The 23,881-nt window shown below is 23.2% G+C and carries 33 protein-coding genes; 30 read left to right on the top strand and 3 right to left on the bottom strand.

What is annotated here, in order from left to right; genetic code table 11:
- From rpmC to nhaD, 21 genes are read left to right on the top strand one after another with little or no spacing between them, the layout of a single operon-like run.
- The gene (gene rpmC / locus H0H37_RS01740) at positions 1-189 is read left to right on the top strand and encodes a 50S ribosomal protein L29 (protein ID WP_185882256.1); all 189 of its coding nucleotides are present in this window, start codon (positions 1-3) and stop codon (positions 187-189) included.
- A 6-nt stretch (positions 190-195) separates the two neighbouring features.
- Entirely contained in the window at positions 196-498 is a 303-nt protein-coding gene (gene rpsQ, locus H0H37_RS01735; protein ID WP_185882255.1) for a 30S ribosomal protein S17, read from the top strand.
- Between the two features lie 23 nt (positions 499-521).
- Complete coding sequence (gene rplN / locus H0H37_RS01730) at positions 522-893, top strand: 50S ribosomal protein L14 (protein WP_185882254.1); 372 nt, start codon at positions 522-524, stop codon at positions 891-893.
- Positions 890-1,162 carry a 50S ribosomal protein L24 gene (gene rplX, locus H0H37_RS01725; protein WP_185882253.1) on the top strand — a complete coding sequence of 91 codons (273 nt, stop codon included), beginning with the start codon at positions 890-892 and terminating at the stop codon, positions 1,160-1,162. The genes rplN and rplX overlap by 4 nt, the downstream gene beginning before the upstream one ends.
- Entirely contained in the window at positions 1,128-1,682 is a 555-nt protein-coding gene (gene rplE, locus H0H37_RS01720; RefSeq protein ID WP_185882252.1) for a 50S ribosomal protein L5, read from the top strand. Before rplX ends, rplE begins: the two co-directional genes overlap by 35 nt.
- Position 1,683: 1 nt before the next feature.
- Positions 1,684-1,953, top strand: a complete 270-nt coding sequence (rpsN, locus tag H0H37_RS01715; protein WP_185882251.1) for a 30S ribosomal protein S14 — start codon at positions 1,684-1,686, stop codon at positions 1,951-1,953.
- A 4-nt stretch (positions 1,954-1,957) separates the two neighbouring features.
- Positions 1,958-2,353, top strand: a complete 396-nt coding sequence (gene rpsH, locus H0H37_RS01710; protein ID WP_202985175.1) for a 30S ribosomal protein S8 — start codon at positions 1,958-1,960, stop codon at positions 2,351-2,353.
- A gap of 9 nt (positions 2,354-2,362) precedes the next feature.
- Positions 2,363-2,911 (top strand): 50S ribosomal protein L6, encoded by a 549-nt coding sequence (rplF, locus tag H0H37_RS01705; protein WP_185882250.1) that lies wholly within the window; start codon positions 2,363-2,365, stop codon positions 2,909-2,911.
- A 30-nt stretch (positions 2,912-2,941) separates the two neighbouring features.
- Positions 2,942-3,256, top strand: a complete 315-nt coding sequence (gene rplR, locus H0H37_RS01700) for a 50S ribosomal protein L18 (protein WP_185882249.1) — start codon at positions 2,942-2,944, stop codon at positions 3,254-3,256.
- A 4-nt stretch (positions 3,257-3,260) separates the two neighbouring features.
- Entirely contained in the window at positions 3,261-3,782 is a 522-nt protein-coding gene (gene rpsE, locus H0H37_RS01695) for a 30S ribosomal protein S5 (RefSeq protein WP_185882248.1), read from the top strand.
- Positions 3,783-3,787: 5 nt separating this feature from the next.
- Positions 3,788-4,246, top strand: a complete 459-nt coding sequence (gene rplO / locus H0H37_RS01690; protein ID WP_185882247.1) for a 50S ribosomal protein L15 — start codon at positions 3,788-3,790, stop codon at positions 4,244-4,246.
- 6 nt (positions 4,247-4,252) lie between these two features.
- The gene (gene secY / locus H0H37_RS01685) at positions 4,253-5,659 is read left to right on the top strand and encodes a preprotein translocase subunit SecY (RefSeq protein WP_185882246.1); all 1,407 of its coding nucleotides are present in this window, start codon (positions 4,253-4,255) and stop codon (positions 5,657-5,659) included.
- 57 nt (positions 5,660-5,716) lie between these two features.
- Positions 5,717-5,932 (top strand): translation initiation factor IF-1, encoded by a 216-nt coding sequence (gene infA / locus H0H37_RS01680; RefSeq protein WP_185882245.1) that lies wholly within the window; start codon positions 5,717-5,719, stop codon positions 5,930-5,932.
- 13 nt (positions 5,933-5,945) lie between these two features.
- Positions 5,946-6,062, top strand: coding sequence for a 50S ribosomal protein L36 (gene rpmJ, locus H0H37_RS01675; protein WP_185882244.1), 117 nt, complete (start codon positions 5,946-5,948; stop codon positions 6,060-6,062).
- Between the two features lie 37 nt (positions 6,063-6,099).
- Positions 6,100-6,477 carry a 30S ribosomal protein S13 gene (rpsM, locus tag H0H37_RS01670; RefSeq protein WP_185882243.1) on the top strand — a complete coding sequence of 126 codons (378 nt, stop codon included), beginning with the start codon at positions 6,100-6,102 and terminating at the stop codon, positions 6,475-6,477.
- Positions 6,478-6,486: 9 nt separating this feature from the next.
- Positions 6,487-6,882 (top strand): 30S ribosomal protein S11, encoded by a 396-nt coding sequence (gene rpsK / locus H0H37_RS01665; RefSeq protein WP_185882242.1) that lies wholly within the window; start codon positions 6,487-6,489, stop codon positions 6,880-6,882.
- 13 nt (positions 6,883-6,895) lie between these two features.
- A complete protein-coding gene (gene rpsD / locus H0H37_RS01660) occupies positions 6,896-7,507 on the top strand; it encodes a 30S ribosomal protein S4 (protein WP_185882672.1) in 612 nt (203 codons plus the stop codon).
- Between the two features lie 12 nt (positions 7,508-7,519).
- Entirely contained in the window at positions 7,520-8,524 is a 1,005-nt protein-coding gene (locus tag H0H37_RS01655) for a DNA-directed RNA polymerase subunit alpha (RefSeq protein WP_185882241.1), read from the top strand.
- A gap of 3 nt (positions 8,525-8,527) precedes the next feature.
- Positions 8,528-9,001: a 50S ribosomal protein L17 gene (gene rplQ, locus H0H37_RS01650; RefSeq protein ID WP_185882240.1), complete on the top strand. Its 474-nt coding sequence runs from the start codon at positions 8,528-8,530 to the stop codon at positions 8,999-9,001.
- Entirely contained in the window at positions 8,998-10,290 is a 1,293-nt protein-coding gene (gene eno, locus H0H37_RS01645) for a phosphopyruvate hydratase (protein WP_185882239.1), read from the top strand. Before rplQ ends, eno begins: the two co-directional genes overlap by 4 nt.
- 38 nt (positions 10,291-10,328) lie before the next feature.
- Positions 10,329-11,576, top strand: a complete 1,248-nt coding sequence (gene nhaD / locus H0H37_RS01640) for a sodium:proton antiporter NhaD (RefSeq protein ID WP_238785474.1) — start codon at positions 10,329-10,331, stop codon at positions 11,574-11,576.
- Here nhaD and H0H37_RS01635 read toward each other — a convergent pair.
- A complete protein-coding gene (locus H0H37_RS01635) occupies positions 11,573-11,971 on the bottom strand; it encodes a hypothetical protein (RefSeq protein WP_185882237.1) in 399 nt (132 codons plus the stop codon). The genes nhaD and H0H37_RS01635 overlap by 4 nt on opposite strands.
- 50 nt (positions 11,972-12,021) lie before the next feature.
- Here H0H37_RS01635 and menB point away from each other — a divergent pair, with 50 nt between their 5' ends.
- From menB to H0H37_RS01610, 5 genes are read left to right on the top strand one after another with little or no spacing between them, the layout of a single operon-like run.
- Positions 12,022-12,849 (top strand): 1,4-dihydroxy-2-naphthoyl-CoA synthase, encoded by an 828-nt coding sequence (menB, locus tag H0H37_RS01630; RefSeq protein ID WP_185882236.1) that lies wholly within the window; start codon positions 12,022-12,024, stop codon positions 12,847-12,849.
- The gene (menA, locus tag H0H37_RS01625; protein WP_185882235.1) at positions 12,846-13,718 is read left to right on the top strand and encodes a 1,4-dihydroxy-2-naphthoate octaprenyltransferase; all 873 of its coding nucleotides are present in this window, start codon (positions 12,846-12,848) and stop codon (positions 13,716-13,718) included. Before menB ends, menA begins: the two co-directional genes overlap by 4 nt.
- Positions 13,719-13,741: 23 nt before the next feature.
- Positions 13,742-14,437, top strand: a complete 696-nt coding sequence (locus H0H37_RS01620; protein ID WP_185882234.1) for a metal-dependent hydrolase — start codon at positions 13,742-13,744, stop codon at positions 14,435-14,437.
- Between the two features lie 4 nt (positions 14,438-14,441).
- On the top strand, positions 14,442-15,509 hold the full coding sequence (locus tag H0H37_RS01615; RefSeq protein ID WP_185882233.1) for an enolase C-terminal domain-like protein: 1,068 nt from the start codon (positions 14,442-14,444) through the stop codon (positions 15,507-15,509).
- Positions 15,485-16,573 carry an AMP-binding protein gene (locus H0H37_RS01610; RefSeq protein ID WP_185882232.1) on the top strand — a complete coding sequence of 363 codons (1,089 nt, stop codon included), beginning with the start codon at positions 15,485-15,487 and terminating at the stop codon, positions 16,571-16,573. Before H0H37_RS01615 ends, H0H37_RS01610 begins: the two co-directional genes overlap by 25 nt.
- Here the strand turns inward: H0H37_RS01610 and H0H37_RS01605 are convergent.
- Positions 16,559-17,812: an NADP-dependent isocitrate dehydrogenase gene (locus H0H37_RS01605; RefSeq protein WP_185882231.1), complete on the bottom strand. Its 1,254-nt coding sequence runs from the start codon at positions 17,810-17,812 to the stop codon at positions 16,559-16,561. The two genes, H0H37_RS01610 and H0H37_RS01605, sit on opposite strands and share 15 nt — an antisense overlap.
- 84 nt (positions 17,813-17,896) lie before the next feature.
- On the opposite strand from H0H37_RS01605, the gene H0H37_RS01600 reads away from it, so the two are divergent.
- From H0H37_RS01600 to H0H37_RS01590, 3 genes are read left to right on the top strand one after another with little or no spacing between them, the layout of a single operon-like run.
- A complete protein-coding gene (locus tag H0H37_RS01600; protein WP_185882230.1) occupies positions 17,897-18,736 on the top strand; it encodes a serine O-acetyltransferase in 840 nt (279 codons plus the stop codon).
- Between the two features lie 25 nt (positions 18,737-18,761).
- A complete protein-coding gene (gene cysK / locus H0H37_RS01595) occupies positions 18,762-19,670 on the top strand; it encodes a cysteine synthase A (RefSeq protein ID WP_185882229.1) in 909 nt (302 codons plus the stop codon).
- A gap of 3 nt (positions 19,671-19,673) precedes the next feature.
- Positions 19,674-20,750: a flavodoxin domain-containing protein gene (locus tag H0H37_RS01590; RefSeq protein WP_185882228.1), complete on the top strand. Its 1,077-nt coding sequence runs from the start codon at positions 19,674-19,676 to the stop codon at positions 20,748-20,750.
- Here the strand turns inward: H0H37_RS01590 and H0H37_RS01585 are convergent.
- Positions 20,747-23,137 (bottom strand): transglycosylase domain-containing protein, encoded by a 2,391-nt coding sequence (locus H0H37_RS01585; protein ID WP_185882227.1) that lies wholly within the window; start codon positions 23,135-23,137, stop codon positions 20,747-20,749. The genes H0H37_RS01590 and H0H37_RS01585 overlap by 4 nt on opposite strands.
- Before the next feature lie 252 nt (positions 23,138-23,389).
- On the opposite strand from H0H37_RS01585, the gene coaD reads away from it, so the two are divergent.
- The gene (coaD, locus tag H0H37_RS01580) at positions 23,390-23,866 is read left to right on the top strand and encodes a pantetheine-phosphate adenylyltransferase (protein ID WP_185882226.1); all 477 of its coding nucleotides are present in this window, start codon (positions 23,390-23,392) and stop codon (positions 23,864-23,866) included.
- Positions 23,867-23,881: the final 15 nt, after the last annotated feature.

Raw genomic sequence — 23,881 nt, 5'->3', positions numbered from 1 at the left:
ATGAAATATTCTGAAATTATTCTTTTATCTAATAAAGAAGTTGAAAACAAATTAGAAGAATATCGTAAATTATATAAAAAAGTAATATTTAATCACACATTTGGTTTAAGTAAAAATCCTTTGCAAATATTATCTATAAGAAAAATTATTGCTCGATTAAACACTAAATTACATCAAAAAAAATATTAATATATTATGTTAAATACTTTAAATGATAAAAATAAATATAATAAAAAAAAATATAATCGAATTAATATTAGAAAACAAAGAATTGGTATAGTAATTAGCGATAAAATGAATAAAACAGTTATTGTTAATGAAATGAAAAAAACTATACATAAATATTATGGAAAAAGTATTTTAGTACGAAAAAAATATATGGTTCATGATGAAAATAATTCTTCAAAAAATGGAGATAAAGTTAGTATAATGGAAACACGTCCACTTAGTAAACATAAATCTTGGAGATTAGTTTCAATTTTACAAAAATCTTTATAATTATATATAATATTGTGTGTATTATGTTACAACAAGAATCTATATGTAAAGTTTCAGATAATACAGGTGCTAAGAAAGCTTTAATTATTCGTGTATTAGGTGGATCTAATAAAAAATATGCATATTTAGGAGATATGATTGTAGTTACAATTAAAGAATCTAATCCAAGTGGAAATTTAATTAAAAAAGGTAAAATATCTAAAGCTGTTATAATAAGAACCAAAAAAAAAACTAAAAGAAAAGATGGATCTTATATTAGTTTTGATGATAATGCTTGTGTTTTAATTAATGATTCTGGTGAATTATTAGGAACAAGAGTTTTTGGACCAGTAGCAAGGGAATTAAGAGAAAAAAAATATATGAAAATTATATCATTAGCTCAAGAAGTTTTATGAATAAAAATAAATCTATTAAAACAGGTGATAAAGTTATTATTTTATCAGGAAATTATAAAAAATCTCATGGTATTGTTTCTAAAATAATTAAAAAAAAAAATAAAATAATAATTCAAGGAATTAATTTAGTTAAAAAACATATTAAACCTAATTCTAAAAATACTAAAGGAGGAATTATAGAAATAGAAGCAGCTATACATATATCTAACGTAAAAAAAGTATTTAATTCAAAAAATGAAATATCAAATTCAATTAAAAAAATTATATAATGAGAAGATTATTTCAAGTTTAATGAAATTATTTAAATATCCTTCTTGTATGGCCGTACCTAAATTGAAAAAAATTATTATTCATAAAGGTATTGGTTCTATAATATATGATAAAAATATAATTAATCAATCAGTTATAGAATTAACTGATATTTCTGGACAAAAAGCAATTTTATGTTTAGCAAAACATGATGAATCTGGATTTAAATTAAGAAAAGGAATGCCAATAGGTATTAAAGTAACTTTAAGAAGATCAAAAATGTATGAATTTTTAGAAAGATTAATTAAAATTGCATTACCTAGAGTAAGAGATTTTAATGGAATTAAAACTAGTAGTTTTGATGGAATGGGAAATTATAATCTTGGTATAGAGGAACAAATGATTTATCCAGAAGTAAATTTATATGAAATTAAGAAAAATATTGGAATGAATGTTACATTTGTAACTTCTGCTAAAAATGATATAGAAGCTAAAGAATTGTTATCTCATTTTGGAATTCCGTTTAAACATACAAAATAATATGGCTAAAGAATCTATTAAAGCAAGACAAAAAAAAAGAGAAAAAATTGTATTGAAGTATGCAAAAATAAGAAAAAAATTAAAATTATCAAATAATTATAAATTATTACAACAATTACCTAGAAATGCATCTCCAGTAAGATTAAGAAATAGATGTTCTATTACAGGTCGTTGTAGAGGATATATGAGAAAATTTGGAATATCTAGAATTATGTTTAGAAATTTAGTAGCTCAAGGTTTAATACCAGGAGTAAAAAAAGTGAGTTGGTAATATTATGAAAACAGATCCTATTTCTGATTTTTTAACTAGAATTAGAAATGCATGTACAGTAAAACATAAATTTTTAGATATTTATTATTCTAAATTGAAACAAGAACTGTCTAAAGTATTATTACAAAATGGTTATATTTTAGATTTTAAAATAACAAATAATAATCAAAATATCAAAATTATTAAAATTGCTTTAAAATATTATAAAAATACATCAGTTATTCAAAATCTTATTAGAATTAGTAAACCAGGATTAAGAAAATATACAAAATATAAAAATTTACCTAGAGTATTAAATGGTTTAGGAATAGCGATTATTTCTACATCATATGGTATTTTAACAGATAAACAAGCTAGAAAACAAAAATTAGGTGGAGAAATTTTATGTTATATTTTTTAAATAAAAATAATGTCAAAAATTGGTAATTTACCTATTTTAATTCCAAATAATGTTAATATAACTATTAATAATAATCAAATTAATATTTTTGGAAAATTTGGAAATTTAAGTCAAATAATTTCTAAATATATTAGGGTAAAAATAAAAAATAATTTCTTATTCTTAACAAGAATCAAAGAAGATAAAGAATCTAAGTCTTTACATGGTTTATATCGTGTATTAATAAATAATATGATAATTGGGGTTCAATATAAATTTATTAAAAAATTAGAATTAGTAGGTATAGGATATCGAGTATCTAAAATTTTTAATAATTTATTAGAATTTAATGTAGGTTATTCTCACAATATTATACTTGAAGTTCCTAAAGAAATTAATATAGAAATTAAAATAGAAAAAGGAAAAAATCCTATTTTAATTTTAAAATCTATTAATAAACAACTTTTAGGACAAGTTGCATCAAAAATACGTTCATTTAGAAAACCTGAACCATATAAAGGCAAAGGAATTAGATATGTAAATGAATATATTAGAAAAAAAGCTGGAAAATCAGCTTAATTATAATAAAGCTTAATAATAATTATAATAATGAAAAAATATAATATAGGTAATAAATTAAGAATTTCTGTATTTAGAAGTAATAAACATATATATGTACAAATTATTGATGATAATTTTGGAAAAACTTTAATTTCTTCTTCTTCAATTGAGATTATTAAAAGAGATGGTAAAATTAAAAATCAAACTAAAATAGAATTATCTTATGAAGTTGGAAAATTATTAGGAATAAAAGCTAAAAAATTAAATTTAAAACAAGTAGTTTTTGATAAAGGGAAATATATGTATCATGGAAGAGTTAAATCATTAGCAAATGGAATTAGAAAAATGGGATTAAATTTTTAAACAAATGAGTTCATTAATAGAAAAAAAAAAATATTCTAATTTTGAATTAAAAGAAAAATTAGTAGGAGTTACTAGAGTTTGTAAAGTTACAAAAGGTAGAAGATATTTTAGTTTTAGTGCTATTGTAATTAAGGGGAATGAAAATGGATTAGTAGGATATGGTTTTGGAAAATCAAAAGAAGCTACTGATGCTATTCATAAAGCTGGAGAACAAGCTAAAAGAAATTTGCATCAAATTTGTATTTCAAATGGAACTATTCCTCATGCACAAGAAGCTAAATATGGAGGAGCTAGAATTTTAATCAAACCAGCATCTGAAGGAACAGGAATTATAGCAGGTGGATCATTAAGAGCCGTTTTAGAAGCAGTAGGATTAAGAAATGTATTATCTAAATCAAAAGGATCATCTAATACACATAATGTTATCAAAGCTACCATTAAAGCATTAGATTTAATTAGAAATGTTCAAATTATTTCTAAACAAAGAGGCATTTCTATTGAAGAAGTATTTCATGGTATAAAATAAAAAAAATGTATTTAAATTGTTTAAAACCAAATAAAAAATCTAATAAAAAAAAAATTAGATTAGGAAGAGGTCAAGGAAGTGGAAAAGGAGGTACATGTGGAAAAGGACATAAAGGAGCTAAATCCCGTTCTGGCTATTCTAATAAATTAGGATTTGAAGGTGGACAAAATCCAATACAACGAAGAATCCCAAAATTTGGATTTACAAATAAAAATAAAAAAAAATATTGTTGTATTAATTTAGATGTAATACAAAATTTAATCGATAATAAAATTATCATAGATAATGTGATAAATAAAAAGATATTTGTAAAATATCGTTTAATAAAAAAGAATTGTAATTTAATTAAAATTTTAGCAGGTAAAGGATATTTTAAATCATCAATAACAATTGAAGCATCCAAATTTAGTAAAAAATCTATGTTATATATCAAAAATGCTGGTGGAAAATGTTTATGTAAATAAAATATTATGAATCATTTAATTCTTGCTATATGCAATATTTGGAATGCTAAAAATTTAAGAAAAAAAATATTAATTACAATTAATTTATTATTAATTTATCGTTTTGGTGCATATATACCATTACCTGGAATTAATCCTTTAGAAATTAGTAATTTTCTTAATAATTTACATTCGGGATCTAAAGGTTTAATGCAAATTTTATCTTCATTTACAGGTGGTGCGTTTAATAGAGCTTCAATATTTGCATTAGGAGTTATGCCATATATATCTGCTTCAATTATAGTACAATTAATGTGTATTATTATACCTAGTTTAAATAGATTACAAAAAGATGGAGAAAGTGGAAGAAAACAAATAAATATTTTAACTAGATGGTTAACATTAGCAGTATGTTTTATACAAGCACCATTTTATTTAATTTCTTTAACTAAACAATTTATTCCTATATCTTCTTTTTATTCTTCATATTTATTAAATATGAATTTATTACATGATCAAATTTTATTTTGGATTCTTGGAATAATTATTTTAACTTGTGGTACAATATTTACAATGTGGATTGGAGATAGAATCACAGAAAATGGTATAGGTAACGGAATTTCTTTAATTATTATGTCTGGAATTATAGTACGTTTTCCAGGTGCAATAATAAAAGAATTAATGATTAAATTAAAAGATAATGATATAATTTTTGGGATATGTATTTTTATTGTTGAAATTGTATTTTTGATATTAGTTATTTTATTTACTATTATTTTAATTCAAGCAGTTAGAAAAATACCTATTCAATATGTATCTAATTATAGAACAACTAGTTATTATAACACAAATTTAAATATTATTCATAAAAAATATCAATATTTACCATTAAAAATGACAGCAGCAGGAGTTATGCCTATTATATTTTCTCAATCTATTATGTTATTTCCATTATTTTTTTATCATTATATTCATAATGAAAACATAAAAAATATATTTCATGTATTTGAAAATATTTATGGATTTTGGTATAATTTATTTTTTACTTTATTTATAATAATTTTTACATTTTTTTATACTGCTATTACAATTCCAGTAAATCAAATATCATATGATTTAAAAAGAAATGGTGGACATATTCCTAAAGTGATGCCTGGAAAACAAACTGCTGATTATTTAGATATTATTTTATCTAGAATAACATTTCCTGGTGCTGTATTATTAGCTATTATTGCTATTTTACCATCTATAGTCTGTAAATTAGGAATCACTAAAAATTTTTCTTTATTTTATGGTGGAACATCATTACTAATAGTAGTAGGAGTTATTTTAGATTTAATTCAACAAGTTAATATATATTTATTAAATTATTATTATGATGATTTAATGATGTTAAAAAGTAATAGATATAATTATAGTTATAGTTATAAATAATAAAATAATAATTTTATTGTAATTTGAAAACATAAAACTTATTTTTTATATTTGTTTATGGCAAAACAGAAACATATAGAAGTGGATGGAACCATCATAGAATCATCACCAAATGCAATGTTTCGTGTTGAATTAGAAAATGGTTGTATTGTAAAAGCGCATATATCAGGAAAAATGAGAATGCATTATATTAGAATATTACCAGGTGATAAAGTGAGATTAGAAATATCATCTTATGATTTAAAAAGGGGACGAATTACATATAGATATTAAATATTATTATGAAATGAAAGTTAAAACATCTTTAAAAAAAAGAACTAATGATTGTAAAATTATTATGAGAAAAGGTCGTTTAAGAATTATTAATAAAAAAAATCCAAGATTTAAACAAAAACAAGGTTGAATTATTTAAATAATTTATCTGATAAATTAATTGTATTATGGTTCTAATATCAGGTATAGATATTCCAATAACTAAACGAGGAGTAATAGGGTTAACTTATATATATGGAATTAATAAAAGTTTATCTGAACAAATTTTAAGTTATATAGGAATTGATAAAAATATCAAAGTTAAAAATTGGTCAGATAAAGACATTATCAATATTAGAAAATATATATCTGATAATTTAAAGATAGAAGGTGAATTAAAATCGGAAATAAAATTAAGTATTAAAAGATTAATGGATATAGGATGTTATAGAGGTATTAGACATAGAAAAAAATTACCATTAAGAGGACAAAAAACAAAAAATAATTGTAGAACAAGAAAAGGAAAGAAAAAAACTATAGCTAATAAAAAAAGGTCTATTAAGTAAATAAATGTTATGGTAAATAAATTTTCTATAAAAAAAAGAAAAAATAAATCTGTAATAGTAGATGCATTAGGTATTGCACATATTAAATCTACTTTTAATAATATTATTATTACATTAACTAATCAAACTGGTGATGTAATAGCTTGGTCTTCAGCAGGTAAAATGAATTTTAAAGGATCTAAAAAAAATACGCCTTATGCAGCTCAAATGACAGCAGCAAATGTTGCAAAAAAAGGATTAAATGCTGGTATAAAAAAAGTAGAAATTAAAGTAAATGGTCCTGGAGCAGGAAGAGATGCAGCAATCAGAGCATTAAGTAATTCTGGTATTATTGTTACATTAATACAGGATATTACACCATTACCTCATAATGGGTGTCGTCCTCCAAAAAGAAGAAGAGTTTAATAATATAATTATTATGGCTAGATATATAGGACCAAAAACAAAAATTTCTAGAAAATTTGGAGATTGTTTATATGGAGAAGATAAATATTTTGAAAGAAGAAAATATCCGTCAGGTCAACATGGAAATAATCGTAGAAGAGGTAAACGTTCTGAGTATTTTATTCAATTATTAGAAAAACAAAAAGCTAAATATATATATGGAATATTAGAAAAAACGTTTAAAAAATTATTTTTTGAAGCGTCTAAAAAAAAGGGGATTACCGGTGAACTACTGTTACAAGCTTGTGAATCACGTCTTGATAATATTGTTTTTAGATTAAAATTTGCTCCATCTAGATCTTCTGCACGTCAAATTATTTCTCATAAACATATTATGGTTAATAATCATATTGTCAATATTCCATCTTTTCGATTAAAACCAGGAGATAAAATTATAGTTAGAAAAACATCTATTCATCATCCTGTCATATTAAATTCAATACATAAAAATATCAATAATCCAATGGTAGATTGGTTAGTCTTAGATAATAAAAATATGTATGGAATATTTAGAATAATGCCAAAAAGAATACAAATTCCTGAAAAAATAAAAGAACAATTAATTGTTGAATTATATTCAAAATAATAATTAAGTTGTATGTCACTGTTTGATTTTGTGAAACCAAATAAAATTATTACATCTGAATTGTCAGAAGTAAAAGGATTATTTCAATTAAAACCTTTAGAACCAGGCTATGGATTAACATTAGGTAATGCTTTGAGAAGAGTACTTTTAAGTTCTATAAAAGGTATTGCAGTAACTTCTATTAAAATTAAAGGAGTAAAATATGAATTTTCTTCTATTAAAGGAGTTATTGAAGATGTTACTGAAATTATTTTAAATTTTAAAAAAATTAGATTTAAAAGAAAAAATGCAGTACAAAATAAAGAAATAGTAAATGTAAAAATAGAAAATGATGAAATAATTACTGGAAAAATATTAAATCAGTTTATTACAAATTTTGAAATTATCAATACTGATATAGTAATTTGTCATAAAGATAAATCTATATCTTTAGAATTTAGTTTTATTATAGAAGAAGGAAGAGGATATGTCCCGTCAGAAGAAAATAAAAAAAATAATAATGATATAATTGGAAATATTGCTATTGATTCGATTTTTACACCAATTAAAAATGTCAAATATACAATAGATAATTGTAGAGTGGGTCAACAAACAGATTTTGAAAATTTATCTATTGAAATTCAAACTGATGGATCTATTACTCCTAAATTAGCATTAATGGAAGCATCAAAAATGTTAATTCAATATTTTTCAATCTTTTCTTATGAAAAAATTGGCAATATTGAAAATATTAAAACAACAATAAATAAAGAAAAAAAATATAATGAAGAATTTTTAAGAATGCGTACATTATTAAAATCTAAGTTAAATAATATGGATTTATCAGTAAGAACTAAAAATTGTTTAAAAACCGCATCCATTGAAAGTATAGCTGATTTAGTTATTCAAAATAAATCTAATATGTTACAAATGAGAAATTTTGGTAAAAAATCATTAGAAGAATTAGAAAAAAAAATGAAACAAAATGGATTATATTTTGGTATGGATATTACTGAATATAAAATACATTCTAATTAATTTATGAATCATAAAAAAAAAAAAATCCTATTTGGTATAAAAATTGGGCATAAAAAATCTATATTATCTAATATGTCTTCTTCATTAATTAAAAATAAATATATTTTTACAACTTTATCTAAGGCTAAAGCATTACGAAGATATATAGAACCTGTGATAACAAAATCAAAGATTAATACGACTCATTCTAAAAGAGTCATATTTTCTTTATTAAGAGATAAATATGCAGTTACAGAACTATTTCAAAAATCTTTTGACAAAGTAAAACAACGTTATGGAGGATATACAAGAATTATTAAAATTGGATATCGACTTGGAGATCTATCAAAAATAGTTTTAATGGAATTAGTAGATTTTCACAATATTTATCAACGTCACAGAAAAAAAATTAGAAGAAGTAAAAAACCACAGTATAAACAAATTAATATAAATAATAATCAAGAAAAAGACAATAATAAGGAAGAAAATAAAGTATGAGTAAAATTAAACAAATATTATCAAGACAAATACTAGATTCTAGAGGGGATCCTACCATAGAAGTAGATGTTATTACACAAGATAATTGTTTAGGAAGAGCATCAGTCCCATCAGGAGCGTCGAAGGGACAATATGAAGCATTTGAATTAAGAGATTGCGAACGTGATTTTTCAGGAAAAGGTGTGAAAAAAGTGATTTATAATATCAATAAAATTATAGCACCTGAATTAATAGGAAAATCAGTATTAGATCAAATTAAAATTGATTATATGATGTTAGATTTAGATGGCACAAAAAATAAAAATCGATTAGGGGCTAATGCTATTTTAGGTGTGTCATTAGCTATTGTTAAAGCTGCATCTAATTCATTAAATATTCCTATTTATAAATATATAGGAGGAGTATATTCACATGTTTTACCAGTTCCGTTAATTAATATTGTAAATGGAGGAAAACATGCAAACTCTTCAATTCCATTTCAAGAATTTATGATTATACCTACAGTAGCAAAAACTTTTTTTGAATCTATTCAAATAGGACATAAAATATTTTATCAACTCAAAGAGTTATTATCAAAAAAAGGATTATCAACTAATGTTGGTGATGAAGGTGGATTTTCTTCTAATTTTAATAATATAGAAAATATATTAGATATAATATTAGAAGCGATACATTTATCAAATTATGAACCATATAAAGATATAGGAATTGCAATAGATTGTGCAGCATCTGAATTTTATCAAGAAAAAGACGAAAAATATAATTATTCAAAATTTGGAATGATGCATAATAAAGATAACATAATAAAAACTCGAGAAGAGCATATTCGTTATTTATCTTTTTTAACAAGACGTTATCCAATTGTATCTATAGAAGATGGAATGGATCAAAATGATTTAATAGGATGGAAATATTTAACAAAAGAATTAGGTAAAAATATTCAATTAGTGGGAGATGATTTATTTGTAACACAAATAGATAGATTACAAAATATAGGAATTGATAAAGAAATTGCAAATGCGGTACTTATTAAACTTAATCAAGTAGGAACACTTACGGAAACAATAAAAACGATTCATTTAGCAAATAAACATAAATATAATAATATTATTTCTCATCGTTCTGGAGATACAGAAGATTCTTTTATAGCTGATTTCTCTGTTGCTTTTAATATTGGACAAATAAAAACTGGAAGTATTTGTAGATCTGAAAGAAATGCAAAATATAATCAATTATTGAGAATTGAAAATGATCTTGGTAAAAATTCATTTTTTTCTGGAAAAATTTAACTAAGTAATATTAATATGAAAAAACTATGGAATCTTGTATGATTTTAGTTTTTATCATTGGATATTTGTTATTAATAACAGCAGATTATTTAACATTTTTAAATAAATCAATTTTATCAATATTAATGGCAACTTGTTTATGGGGAATAATTTTTTATTTTCAAATTCCCGTATTTCAATTAGAAAATAATTTAATAACATGGAACACTCCTAATAATTTACTTTTATTTCATATAGGAAAAATTTCTGAGATTGTTTTTTTTCTAATAGGTGCCATGTCTATAATTTGTATTATAGATATATATTCTGGATTTGATGCTTTAAAAAATTTATTGTTTTCTAATACAACAAAGAGAAATTTTTTATGGATTATAAATTTTTTATCATTTTTCTTATCTGCAATTATAGATAACCTTACAGCTACTATTGTCATTATTACTTTATTAAGAAAAATTATTTTAGATGATAAAGAAAGATTATATTATTTAGGTTCTATTATAATATCAGCTAATGCTGGGGGGGTATGGTCCCCAATAGGGGATATTACTACAACTATGTTATGGATATCTAATAAAGTAACAACTTATAATATAATACAAACAATATTTGTTCCATCTATATTATGTATGAGTATATCAACTTTGATAATATCCAGGTATTCTATTTTTGATGGAGAACTGAAAATAAAAAATAATAATTTTTCTAAAAAAGAATTAAAAAGTGGAATTATTGTTTTTCAAATTGGATTATTGATGATGTTAATTGTGCCAATATTAAAAACGTTAATAGGTATTCCACCTTATATGGGAATAATGTTTACTTTTAGTTTGTTCTATACACTACTCAATATTCCTAAACAAAGAATTTCTATAAAAACAATTTTTAATAAAATTGATTTTGCTAGTATATTATTTTTTTTAGGTATTTTACTATCTATTTCTTCTTTAGAATCAATTGGTGTATTATATCAATTATCAAATTGGATTAATCATTCTATAGTTGCATGGAAACAAACTACGTTATTATTTGGATTAATATCATCTATTATAGATAATGTTCCATTAGTTGCTTCTACGATATCTATGTTTTCTTATCCATTAAATCATGAATTTTGGAATTTTATAGCGTATACTTCTGGAACAGGTGGAAGTTTATTATTAATAGGATCAGCTTCAGGTGTTGCTGCAATGGGAATGGAAAAAATTAATTTTTTTTGGTATTTAAAATCTATTAGTTATTTAGCTTTAATAGGATATATCTCTGGATTTTTATATATGTTAATTTAATTTGTTTTTTGTAAAAATTTGATAAATTCTCCACTAAAATATGATAATTGAAAAATAATAGGTATAATCATGATTTTCAACCAATAAGAAACTGTACATAATAAAAACAAGTGAATAATAATAATAATTGATCCTGTTAATATAGAATAAGCAGTTTTTGCATTTAATACCATATAAGCTGTAATAGAACATCCTAAAATAATGTTTAAAGTATACAACAAAATTAATAATAATATAATATCAAATTTGTAATAAAAACATAGTTGTTGTATATACATTATTAAATGAATCTGTTTGATTTCTACACAACATTTTTTTAACCATTTGATAGAAAAAACAAGACCAACAGTACTAAACAAAATGCCTAATAAAACTGCAAATATATTTCTATACATAGTTAAAAAAAATTATTTATTTTATAGTAAACATCAATGTGATTTATTATATGGACTCATCAAATATAAATTGGATTCCAATAAAAACATATAAAGATATTAGATTTTTTTTATGGAAAGGAATATCTAAAATAGAGATTAATAGACCAAAATGCCATAATGCTTTTCGTGTAGAAACAGTAGAAGAAATGATTGATGCTATAAATATATGTAAAAATAGAACAGATATTGATATAGTAATAATTACTGGATATGGTAAAAAATCTTTTTGTTCTGGAGGTGATCAAAAAACGAGAGGATTAGGTGGCTATCTTGGTAAAGATGGTATTCCAAGATTAAATATATTAGATTTTTATAAAAAAATACGTGAATTACCAAAACCAGTAATTGCTATGGTAAATGGATATTCAATAGGTGGTGGACATGTATTACATGTAGTTTGTGATTTAACAATAGCATCTGATAATTCCATTTTTAGTCAGGTAGGACCTAAAGTTGGTTCTTTTGATGGAGGATTTGGATCCTCATATTTAGCAAGGATTATAGGACAAAAAAAAGCAAGAGAAATGTGGTTTTTATCTCGTCAATATTCTGCACAAGAAGCATTTCAAATGGGATTAGTCAATAAAGTAGTACCTTTACAAGATTTGGAACAAGTAACGTTAAATTGGTGTAAAATAATTCAAAACAGAAGTCCTATGTCTTTAAGAATGATTAAAAGATGTTTAAATGCAGAATTAGATGGACAACATGGATTAATGCAGTTAGCTGGGGATGCTACTTTAATGTTTTATCTTACAGAAGAATCTCAAGAGGGAAAAAATGCTTTTTTAGAAAAAAGACATCCAAATTTTAGAAAATTTAAAAAATTTTTATGAAAATAAATAAATGGATGTATGCTATTCGGTTACATACTTTATGTTTATCATTTTCTGGAATGACTGTAAGTTTTTTAATTGCTAAGTCAAGGGGATATGGAGATGTTATAACTTATTTATTATCTTTATTAACTGCATTATGTCTACAGATATTATCTAATTTATCTAATGATTATGGAGATTATATACAAGACAAACATCAAAATTTCAAGATATCATTGAAACAAATGATAAATGCTATAATATTATTTTCTTTATTATCTTTTTCATCTGGATTAATATTAATTATTTATTCTATTGGTTTTATTAATAATTTTTCTATTTGTTTTGTATATTTTATAGGTATTTTAATATGTATTTCTAATTCAATGAATTATTCTATCGGACATAATCCATATGGATATAGAAGATTAGGAGATTTATTTGTAATGATATTTTTTGGAATAGTTTCTATTAATGGAAGTTATTTTTTATATACAAATAGACTATCGTTAGATGTATTTTTATTATCATTATCAATAGGATTGATGAATGTATCTGTATTAAATATCAATAATATTAGAGATATAGAAAAAGATTTAAAATATTATAAATTAACTATAGCTAATTTATTAGGGAAAAAATATGCTAAAATATATCATATTATATCCATTGTAATATCTATCATATTAGGAATGATGTTTATCATAATGAATCAAAATAATTGTTATCAATGGATATTATTTATCTTGGTAATATTATTATTTATTTATCATATTAATTGTATATTAAAAATCAACCAAATTCAAGATTTTAATTTAGAATTAAAAAAATTAATTGCAATAATAGTTTTTTATACTATCAGCATTGGAATTGGATGTTATTTATAAATTTATAAAATTATAATATCATTATGATAATTCAATTTTTATCACACAGTACTTGTTTATTAAAAATAGATAAATTTTATTTATTAATAGATCCTTTTTTATCATCTAATCCTATTTTAAAACATCATGATTATCATAAATATTTTAATCATATTGATGTAATCCATTATATTTTAGTAAGTCATGCACATTTTGATCACGTGTGTGATGTAGAATTTTTTGCAAAAAAATATCACTCAACCATTATATCAAATTATGAAATATCAATATTTTTTGAAAAAAAAGGATTGATAACTTATGGAATCAATTATGGATCATTTATTAATTTTCCATTTGGAAAACTTAAATATATTTGGGCAACTCATTCTAGTATGTTCAATGATGGAACTTATGGAGGCAATCCAGGTGGTTTTTTATTATCTACACTAGACAAAAAAAATATATATTTTGCTGGAGATACTGCTTTGCATTATGATATGATGTTAATTCCTCAATTTGTAACATTAGATATTTCTATTTTACCTATTGGTGGTAAATATACTATGGATTACGAAGAAGCGATAATAGCTTCTAAACTATTAAAATCTAATAAAATATTAGGAGTCCATTATAATACTTTTTCTGATATTCAAATTGATAATAACATTGTGACCAATCAATTTGCTAAAAAAGGAAAACAACTTATTTTATTAAAAACTGGTGAAAAAATATTGATTTAATATTATGAAATCTTTTTTAAAAAAAAAGATATTTTTTTTTAAAAAAAATATTATAAATTCAAAAAGAATATTTCATAAATGCGTGATTTGGTTTTTAGTTATAAAAGTAAAAAATAAAATTAGTATAGGAGAATGTAACCCTATAATAGAAGAAAATAATTTAGCAAAATATGAACAAGAATTATTATGTCTTTCACAAAGAATAAATTTGATTCAAAAACAAGAAATATGTTATTATTATAATTATATTAATTATTCATCCATTTTATTTGGTTTAGAACAAGTTTTATTAGGATTAAAAAAACAATTTCCAATTTTTTATAAATCTAAATTTACAATAGGACAAGAGGGAATACCTATAAATTATGTAATATGGTTAAATAAAGACGTAAATGATTTAATACATAAAATTAAATTAAAATATAATTTGGGATTTTCATCATTTAAAATTAAAATTAATTTAAAATATTTTGATGATCAATATAACGCATTAAAACAAATAAGTGATACATATCCTGCAATAAAAGTCATTCTTGATGCAAATGAATGTTTTAAAAATTATGACATTGCTTTATGTTATATTAAAAAATTAGAAAAAATTAAGATTATTCATTCTATTGAACAACCTATTAAATCTAAAAATTGGAATGAAATGTCAAAAATTTGTAAAAATTCTAAAATTCCTATTACATTAGATGAAGAATTATTTTCAGTGAATGAAATAACTAAAAAAAAAAACTTATTAGATATAATCAATCCTAAATATATAGTATTAAGACCCAATATAAATTGGGGGTTTAATGGAGTCAAAGAATGGATATTAGAAGCAGAAAAAAGACACATTAATTGGAAAGTGAGTTCTTCTTTAGAAACTACAATAGGAATGAATGTTATATCTCAATGGTTATATTATGTGTTTAATAAAAAAATGAATGATAACCTACTACCTATTCATCATGGATTGATTACACAACATTTTGTGAATGATATTAGATTGCCATTAACCATGAAAAATGGATATTTATTTTGTAAATATGATCAAAAAACATGGAACATAATCAATTTAATTTAGATAATGGAATATTTATTGATTTTAAATATAATAAAATATTTACTAACATAATTGATACACATCATGATTTATACTCTTGGAAAGAATCTATTTTATCATTTATAAATATTTGGAATAATCCATTTCCAATATTCATGACTTGTACTTCTGGAACTACTGGTATAAAAAAAAATATTATTCTAAACAAAAGATATATATATGAATCTGCTAAGAGTTTGGTAATGTTTTTAAAATTAAATAGAACCAATATATTAGGACTTTTATGTTTATCTCCTGAATATATTGCTAGTAAAATATTTTTAATTCGTTCTATGATTTTTAAATGGAAAATATATTGTATTCCACCGTCGTCGACTCCATTACGAAATATTGAAGCTTATTTTGATATTTCTTCTATGGTACCTATGCAAGTTTGGTATAGCATTAACAAATTACATAAAATACAAATTCTTTTGATAGGAGGATCAGAAATCACTGGTAATTTAGAAACACAATTACAAACAGTTTCAACAAATTGTTATCATACTTATGGATTAACAGAAACTGCAGGTTCTATAGCAATAAGAAAAGCTAATGGATTGAACAAAAGTAATTATTATACATTATTATTAAACAATATAAATTTAGAATTGGATCACAGACATTGTCTCAAAATTCACTATCATACAATGTATTATAATAATTCAATACAAACCAATGACATTGTACATTTCATTTCTAAAAAGGAATTTATTTGGATAGGAAGATATGATAATATAATTAATAGTGGTGGAATTAAAATTAGTCCTGAATTAGTAGAAAAACAAATATCATATTTGTTACCTTATAATAAAAAATTTCTCATTTCCTCAATTTCAGATAAAATGTTAGGAGAAAAAATTTTATTATTGATAGAAGGTAATTATTTTGATTTTAAAATACCACATTATTTGTTTACAGGATATAAAAAATATTGGCAACCTAAACATATTTTTTTTATAAAAAATTTTGACGATAAATTGTGGATAAAGTTGAAAAGAAAAAATATTAGACAACATATTATGAAAATCTTAAAAAAGATCTAATTTTTGTTCCAAATGAGATTTAATTACATTTAAAAAAGTTTCTGTATCTAAATAATGATTATTTATTTTTGGTTGGTGATTATTATTTAGTTTATTATCATTATAAGCTAATTTAAATAAATCTTTAGTCATTTTGCCAGATTCTATAACTTCTATACATGATTCTTCTATTTTTTCAGAAAAAATTTTTAACTTTTTATTGTTGTCTAACATAGCTATATGTTTTAATCCATTTGTCCAAGAAAAAATAGATGCTATTGGATTAGTTGATGTTTTTTGACCTTTTTTATATAGTTTATAATGTCTTGTAATTGTTCCATGTGCAGCTTCAGCTTCTAAAATATTTCCATTTAATAATACTGAGGTCATCATCCCTAATGATCCAAATCCTTGAGCAATTGCATCTGATTGAACATCGCCATCGTAATTTTTACATGCCCAAACAAATCCACCCTTAGATCTAATAACATATGCTATCATATCATCAATCAAACGATGTTCATAAGTAAGATGTAGTTTTTTAAAACTATACAAAAATTCTTGTTGATATACAGTGTTAAAAATATCTTTATATCTACCATCATATGATTTTAGTATAGTATTTTTTGTTGACAGAAAAAGTGGATATTTTTTTTTAATAGAGTATAAAAAACAAGAACGTGCAAATTGATGTATAGATTTATCAGTATTATACATTCCCAAACTCACTCCTGGATTGTCAAAGTGAAAAATTTCAAATTGTTGTGAAATTTTATTATTATCATCTGGAACAAAAGATAGGTATAATTTTCCTTTTTCTTTTACACGAAACTCAATTGATTGATATTGATCTGCATACGCATGACGAGCAATACAAATAGGATGTTTCCAATTTGGAATTACACTATGAATATTTTTTGTTATAATTGGTTCTCTAAATATGGTTCCATCAATTATATTTCTTATTGTACCATTAGGTGATTTCCACATTTGTTTTAGATTAAATTCCTTCATTCTTTCTTGATCTGGAGTAATTGTAGCACATTTGATTCCAACATGATATTTTTTAATTGCATTAGCAGCATCTATAGTAATTGTATCATTTGTAAAATCTCTATTTTTTATAGAAAGATCAAAATAGATTATTTTAATATCCAAATAAGGATATATAAAATAGTCTTTAATATATTTCCAGATTACTCTTGCCATTTCATCCCCATCAAGTTCTACTATTGGATGATTTACGGATATTTTTTTCATATAAATTGGTTTTGATAAGAAAGATAAAAAATTTTATATATTTTTATAAATCTTTATAGGTTATAATTGATAACTTGATTATTTATGACGTATGATTTAGATTTTTTAAAAAAACTTAATAAAAAACAACAAATTAAATGTTATTTTCCAAATAAAACACAATCAGAAAAATTTGTAGAAGATTTATTTCATTTTCTTTTTATTACCGATACAAGTACAAGTTTCTTACAAAATATTAATTTCTTGATAAAACATTATAAAAAATTACAAGAAAGACTATTTTATATTTTGAATAATATGAATCTATCTAAAATAGAGGCTCATAACAAATCGAAATGTTTTTTTAAAATTATTCCTAAATTATATCAAACATTGATGATAGATGCTCATGAAATATTAAATTTTGATCCTGCGGCTGAATCGATAGAAGAAATATTATTATCTTATCCTGGTTTTTTTGCAACAGCATTATATAGAATTGCTCATCAATTATGGATGTTAAAAATTCCAATACTTCCTAGATTGATAACAGAATATGCGCATAGTAAAACTGGAATAGATATTCATGCATCTGCCAAAATAGGAAAAGCATTTGTTATAGATCATGGAACAGGAATTGTTATAGGATCTAGCACAAAAATTGGAGATAAAGTTAAAATTTATCAAGGAGTGACTTTAGGTGCTATTCAAGTAGCTAAAAAATTAGCTAATAAAAAAAGACATCCCACAATAGAAAATCAAGTGATTATATATTCTGGAGCAACAATTTTAGGGGGGAACACAGTGATTGGACATGATAGTATTATTGGTGGAAATGTTTGGGTAACAAATAGTATTCCTCCTTGTTCTATTGTATATCAAACAAATAAAATTAAAATGAGAGATAATAGTCCTTTTCCAGATCCTATTAATTATGTGATATGATATAATAAATATAAAATTAAATAATATGAAAGTAGATAGTATTTTGCAAACTATTGGAAATACACCACATGTCAGACTTTCTCGACTGTTTCCATATCATGAAGTTTGGATGAAATTAGAAAAAAATAATCCAGGTGGTAGCATTAAAGATAGAATTGCTTTATCAATGATAGAACATGCTGAAGAACAAGGAATATTACAAAAAGGATATTTAATTATAGAACCAACCTCTGGAAATACTGGAATAGGATTATCTATAGTTGCTGCTGTTAAAAAGTATAAAATTATACTTGTTATGCCTGAATCTATGAGTCTTGAAAGACGAAAGTTATTATCTGTATTAGGAGCTAAATTTGTTCTTACTCCTAAAGAACAAGGGATGAATGGTGCTATTCAAAAAGCTAATGAATTAGTGAAAATATATCCTAATTCTTGGATGCCACAACAGTTTGATAATATTGATAATACAAAAACACATAAGAATAATACTGCTAAAGAAATTATAGAAGATTTTCCAAATGGAATAGATTATTTGATTACTGGAGTTGGAACTGGTGGACACATAACTGGAATAGGAGAAAAATTAAAACAACAATTTCCTAAAATACAAATATTTTCTGTGGAACCTGAAGAATCTCCAGTTATATTTGGAGGATGTTCAAATACTCATGATTTACAAGGATTAGGAGCCGGATTTATTCCTAGTATTTTGAATACTAAAATATTAAATGGAACGTTATTGGTATCTAAAAAAAATGCATTTTATTTTGTTAGAGAAATTGCAAAAAAAGAAGGAATATTAGTAGGAATTTCTACAGGTGCTGTCTTATCTGCTATACACAACAAACTTAATACAATTCCAATGGGATCAATAATTTTGACATTAAATTATGATACAGGTGAAAGATATTTATCAGTACAAGATTTATTTTAAAACATGAAACAATATCATGGAATTGTTGTAAAAAATAAATTAATAAGTAATTTTAATAAAGACATTCATCATGTAGAAATATTAATTTCATCTAAGGATAATAAATACATAAATTATATTCCAGGAGATTCAATAGCAATACTAGCAGAAAATCCTTTATATGAAGTATATAAAATTATTAATTTGATGCATAAATTTAATAATACTTTATTTGTAAATCAATATAACAAACAGAAAATTGTTAACATTTTAAAAAAAAATGTAAATATATTTTGTCTTTCTAAGAAGATGTTAGAACGATATTCTATGTTGGTTAAAAAATCAATTGATAATAATAGAATTTGGAATTTTATAGAACTTATTAATGAATATCCTATTGTTATTAATCAATATATTATAGATAATTTATTTAAAATTATGGACCCAATAAAACCAAGATTATATTCTATTTCCTCTTATCCTAAGATTCATAATTTAAAAATACATATTACCGTATCACGTAATAATTTTATAACAAAACCAAATGGCAAAATACAATATGGATTATGTTCAAATTTTATTTCTAAGTTAAAATATGGAGAATCAGTATATTTTTATATATGTAAAAATTTAATTTTTAAATTACCAAAATCTAATAAAGATATCATATTCATTGGAACAGGAACTGGAATAGCTCCTTTTCGTTCATTTTTATATGAAAGAGAATTCATCAATGCGCCTGGTAAAAATTGGTTATTTTTTGGTAATCAATCAATTCAAAAAGATTTTTTATATCAAGAAGAAATATATCGTTGGAAAAAAAAAGGTATTTTAAATCGTTTAAGTTTAGCTTTTTCTAGAGATCAAAAAAAAAAGGTGTATATACATCATAAAATATGGGACAATAGAATAGAGTTTTTTCATTGGATTAATCAGGGAGCATATATATTTGTTTGTGGGAAAAAGGATCCTATGAGTATAGAAGTTGAAAATATAATCTCAATGATTATCAAAACAGTAGGAATGATTTCTTCAGATCAATCATATCAATTTATAAGAAGAATGAAATTAGAAAAAAGATATTTAAAATCTGTATATTAAATTGATTTTATAATGTTTTGTAAAATTTTATTCATTGTTTCCCTTCCCTTGTTATTTGGATTTGATTTATCGTGTTCATTTAGATGATTTGGTAGATTGTTTTCATTTGGATTATTTGATTTATCGTTTTCATTTGGATTATTTGATTTATCGTTTTCATTTGGATTATTTGATTGATGGTGTTCCAATGTATTTTCATAACATTGATACCAATAATCATAATAATTTTCTGGTTTATGAAAAGAAATGTTTTCATTATAAATCATATTACTATCTTGATATAAACGATTCATATAATAAGCCCATATTGGTAATGCCATATGTGCACCTTGTCCTAATATAATATTATTAAAATGAGAATCTCTATCTTCCCATCCTACCCATACTCCAGTAGTTAAATTGGGTACCATGCCAATAAACCATCCATCAGAATTATTATTAGTAGTTCCTGTTTTTCCTGCAATATCTATTCCTGACAAATTATAATATTTATATAATCGTTTAGCAGTTCCATATTGTATAACACCTTGCATTAATTTTAACATTATATATGATTCTTCTTCGCTAAGCACTTGGTTTCTACTAATGAAATTTATATGTTCTGTTGTAATGATTTTGCCATATCTATCTTCAATTTTTATTAAAATACTTGGTTTAACATAAATTCCATAATTTGTAAATGTATTAAAAGCACCAGTCATTTCATACAAAGTTAAATCTGATGATCCAAGTGCAATAGAAGGATTTTCTAGAATTGTAGATTTAATTCCCATTTGTTTTGCTAAATTTATAACTGGTTTTGGAGAAAGTTTTTCCATAATTCTAGCTGAAATAGTATTGATGGAATAAGCTAATCCATCTTTTAAAGTTATAGATCCACCATATTTTCCATTTGAATTTTTAGGGGTCCATTTTCCAAAATGGAATTTATCATTAGAAATTTGAGTACAAGGATTATAATGCAATTCTTTAATTGCAGAAGCATATAAAATTGGTTTAAAAATAGAACCTACTTGACGTTGTGTTTTTGCTACATGATCATATTGAAAATAATTAAAATCGATACCACCTACCCATGCTTTAATATATCCAGTTTGTGGTTCGATAGATAATAACCCAGCTTGAATAATTTTTTTTTGATAACGAATAAAATTCCATGGAGACATGAAAACTTGTTTTGGTCCATTCCAAGTAAATAATTTTATCTTATGTGGTAGTTTCAATTGTTTTATTATGTTTTTTTCGTTAAGTCCTTGTTTTTTAAGAATTTGATAAAAGTTTGTTCTTTTAATAGCAGATAAAATAATTCTATTAGTTTTTTTTTGATTAATATTTAAAAACGGGGCATTTGTATTCGTTTTTTGAGAATGATCGAATATTATTTGTAATTTTTTAAGATGTTGTTTTACTGATTGTTCCGCATAATTTTGCATTTTCGCATCAATAGATGTATATATTTTTAATCCACTAGAATATACATCTAGTTGTAGACCCGTTTTCATTTCATAATCAGTTAATGCTTTTTTAATTTCTTTTTTCAAAAAATCACCGTAATAAGTTAATAATTCAAAATTATGTTTTTGGATTCTAAAGTGCATTTTTATAGGTTTTGTTAATTCTTTGTTATATTTTTCTTGATTTAAAAAATGATATTTTTTCATTTTATATAAAACTCTATTTCTTTGTTTTTTTGACCTATTAGGATTTAATTTGGGGTTAAATAAAGAAGGATTTTCTAACATTCCAACTAAAGTGGCACATTCTCCTAAATTTAATTCATATGCTTTTTTATTAAAGTATGTATTTGAAGCTTGTTCTATACCTTTTGCGTTATATAAAAAATCAAATTTATTATAATACATTGTTATAATTTCTTCTTTTGTATAACGTTTTTCTAATTCTATTGCCATTACCCATTCCAATAATTTTTGATGAATTCTATGTAATTTATTTTTAGCAGATGGTCCAGTAAAAAGTAATTTTGCTAATTGTTGAGTTATCGTACTTCCTCCTCCTTTTTTTCCAAATGTAAGGATAGCTCGAAACAAAGATTTTGCATCTATTCCGGAATGAAATTTAAATCTAATATCTTCTTTTGCTATTAGTGCATTAACAAGATGTTTTGGTAATTGTTTATAACTAATTATAATTCTATTTTCTGAACAAAATTTTCCAAGTAAAATACCGTTATAATCATAGACTTCTGATCCAACTGCCATAATTGGATTTTCAATATCTTTTGTGCTAGGCAAGACCCCCAAGTATCCTTTATATGCAGCATAAAAAATGAAACATAAAGAAAAAATACCTATAAAAAAGAAGATCCAAGAATAAAAAATAAAATATCGGAAGAAGAAACTTATTTTTTGATTTTGTTTTGTATACACTTAATCGGAGTTATTATGTTAATTGTTTATAGATTTATACATATTTTAATATTCATAATTTTATATTAATTAAATAAGCAATAATTATTATATACTTGATTAGCATTATGTTGCATTATTATAATTAACAAACACTGTGCATTGTGCTGCCATTATTAGGGTGGGGGGTGGTATTTATAATAATAACCAATCATTTATGTTGTAATTTGTTGTAGATTTTATGATAATAAATGTATTGTATTGTTTTATGTTATGAATAAAATTGCTATATTTCCTGGATCTTTTGATCCAATTACTTTAGGACATTATGATATTGTTATTAGATCTTTAAATTTATTTGATAAAATTATTATAGCTATTGGTAATAATACAGAAAAAAAAAATATGTTTTCTTTGAACAGGAGAAAAGAATGGGTACAAAAAACATTTTTAAACTTTGTTAATATAGAAATTGAGTTATTTACAGGATTAGCAATTTCTTTTTGTATAAAAAAAAAAGCTAATTTTATATTAAGAGGAATAAGAAATCAATTAGATCTTGAATTCGAAAAAAATCTGTATTATTCTAATAAACAATTAAATAAACAATTAGATAATAAGTATTTTATAGAAACTATTTTTATGTTATCTTCATATGGTAAATCTTATATTAATTCTTGTATTGTAAGAGACATTATACAAAATGGAGGTGATTATACAACATTTGTTCCTAGTTCTGTACGAGTTTGATCAAACTATTTATTA

Source organism: Blattabacterium cuenoti, from assembly GCF_014252335.1.
GTDB classification, from domain to species: Bacteria; Bacteroidota; Bacteroidia; order Flavobacteriales; family Blattabacteriaceae; genus Blattabacterium; species Blattabacterium cuenoti_AL.
This window is presented reverse-complemented; position numbering and strand designations above follow the sequence as displayed.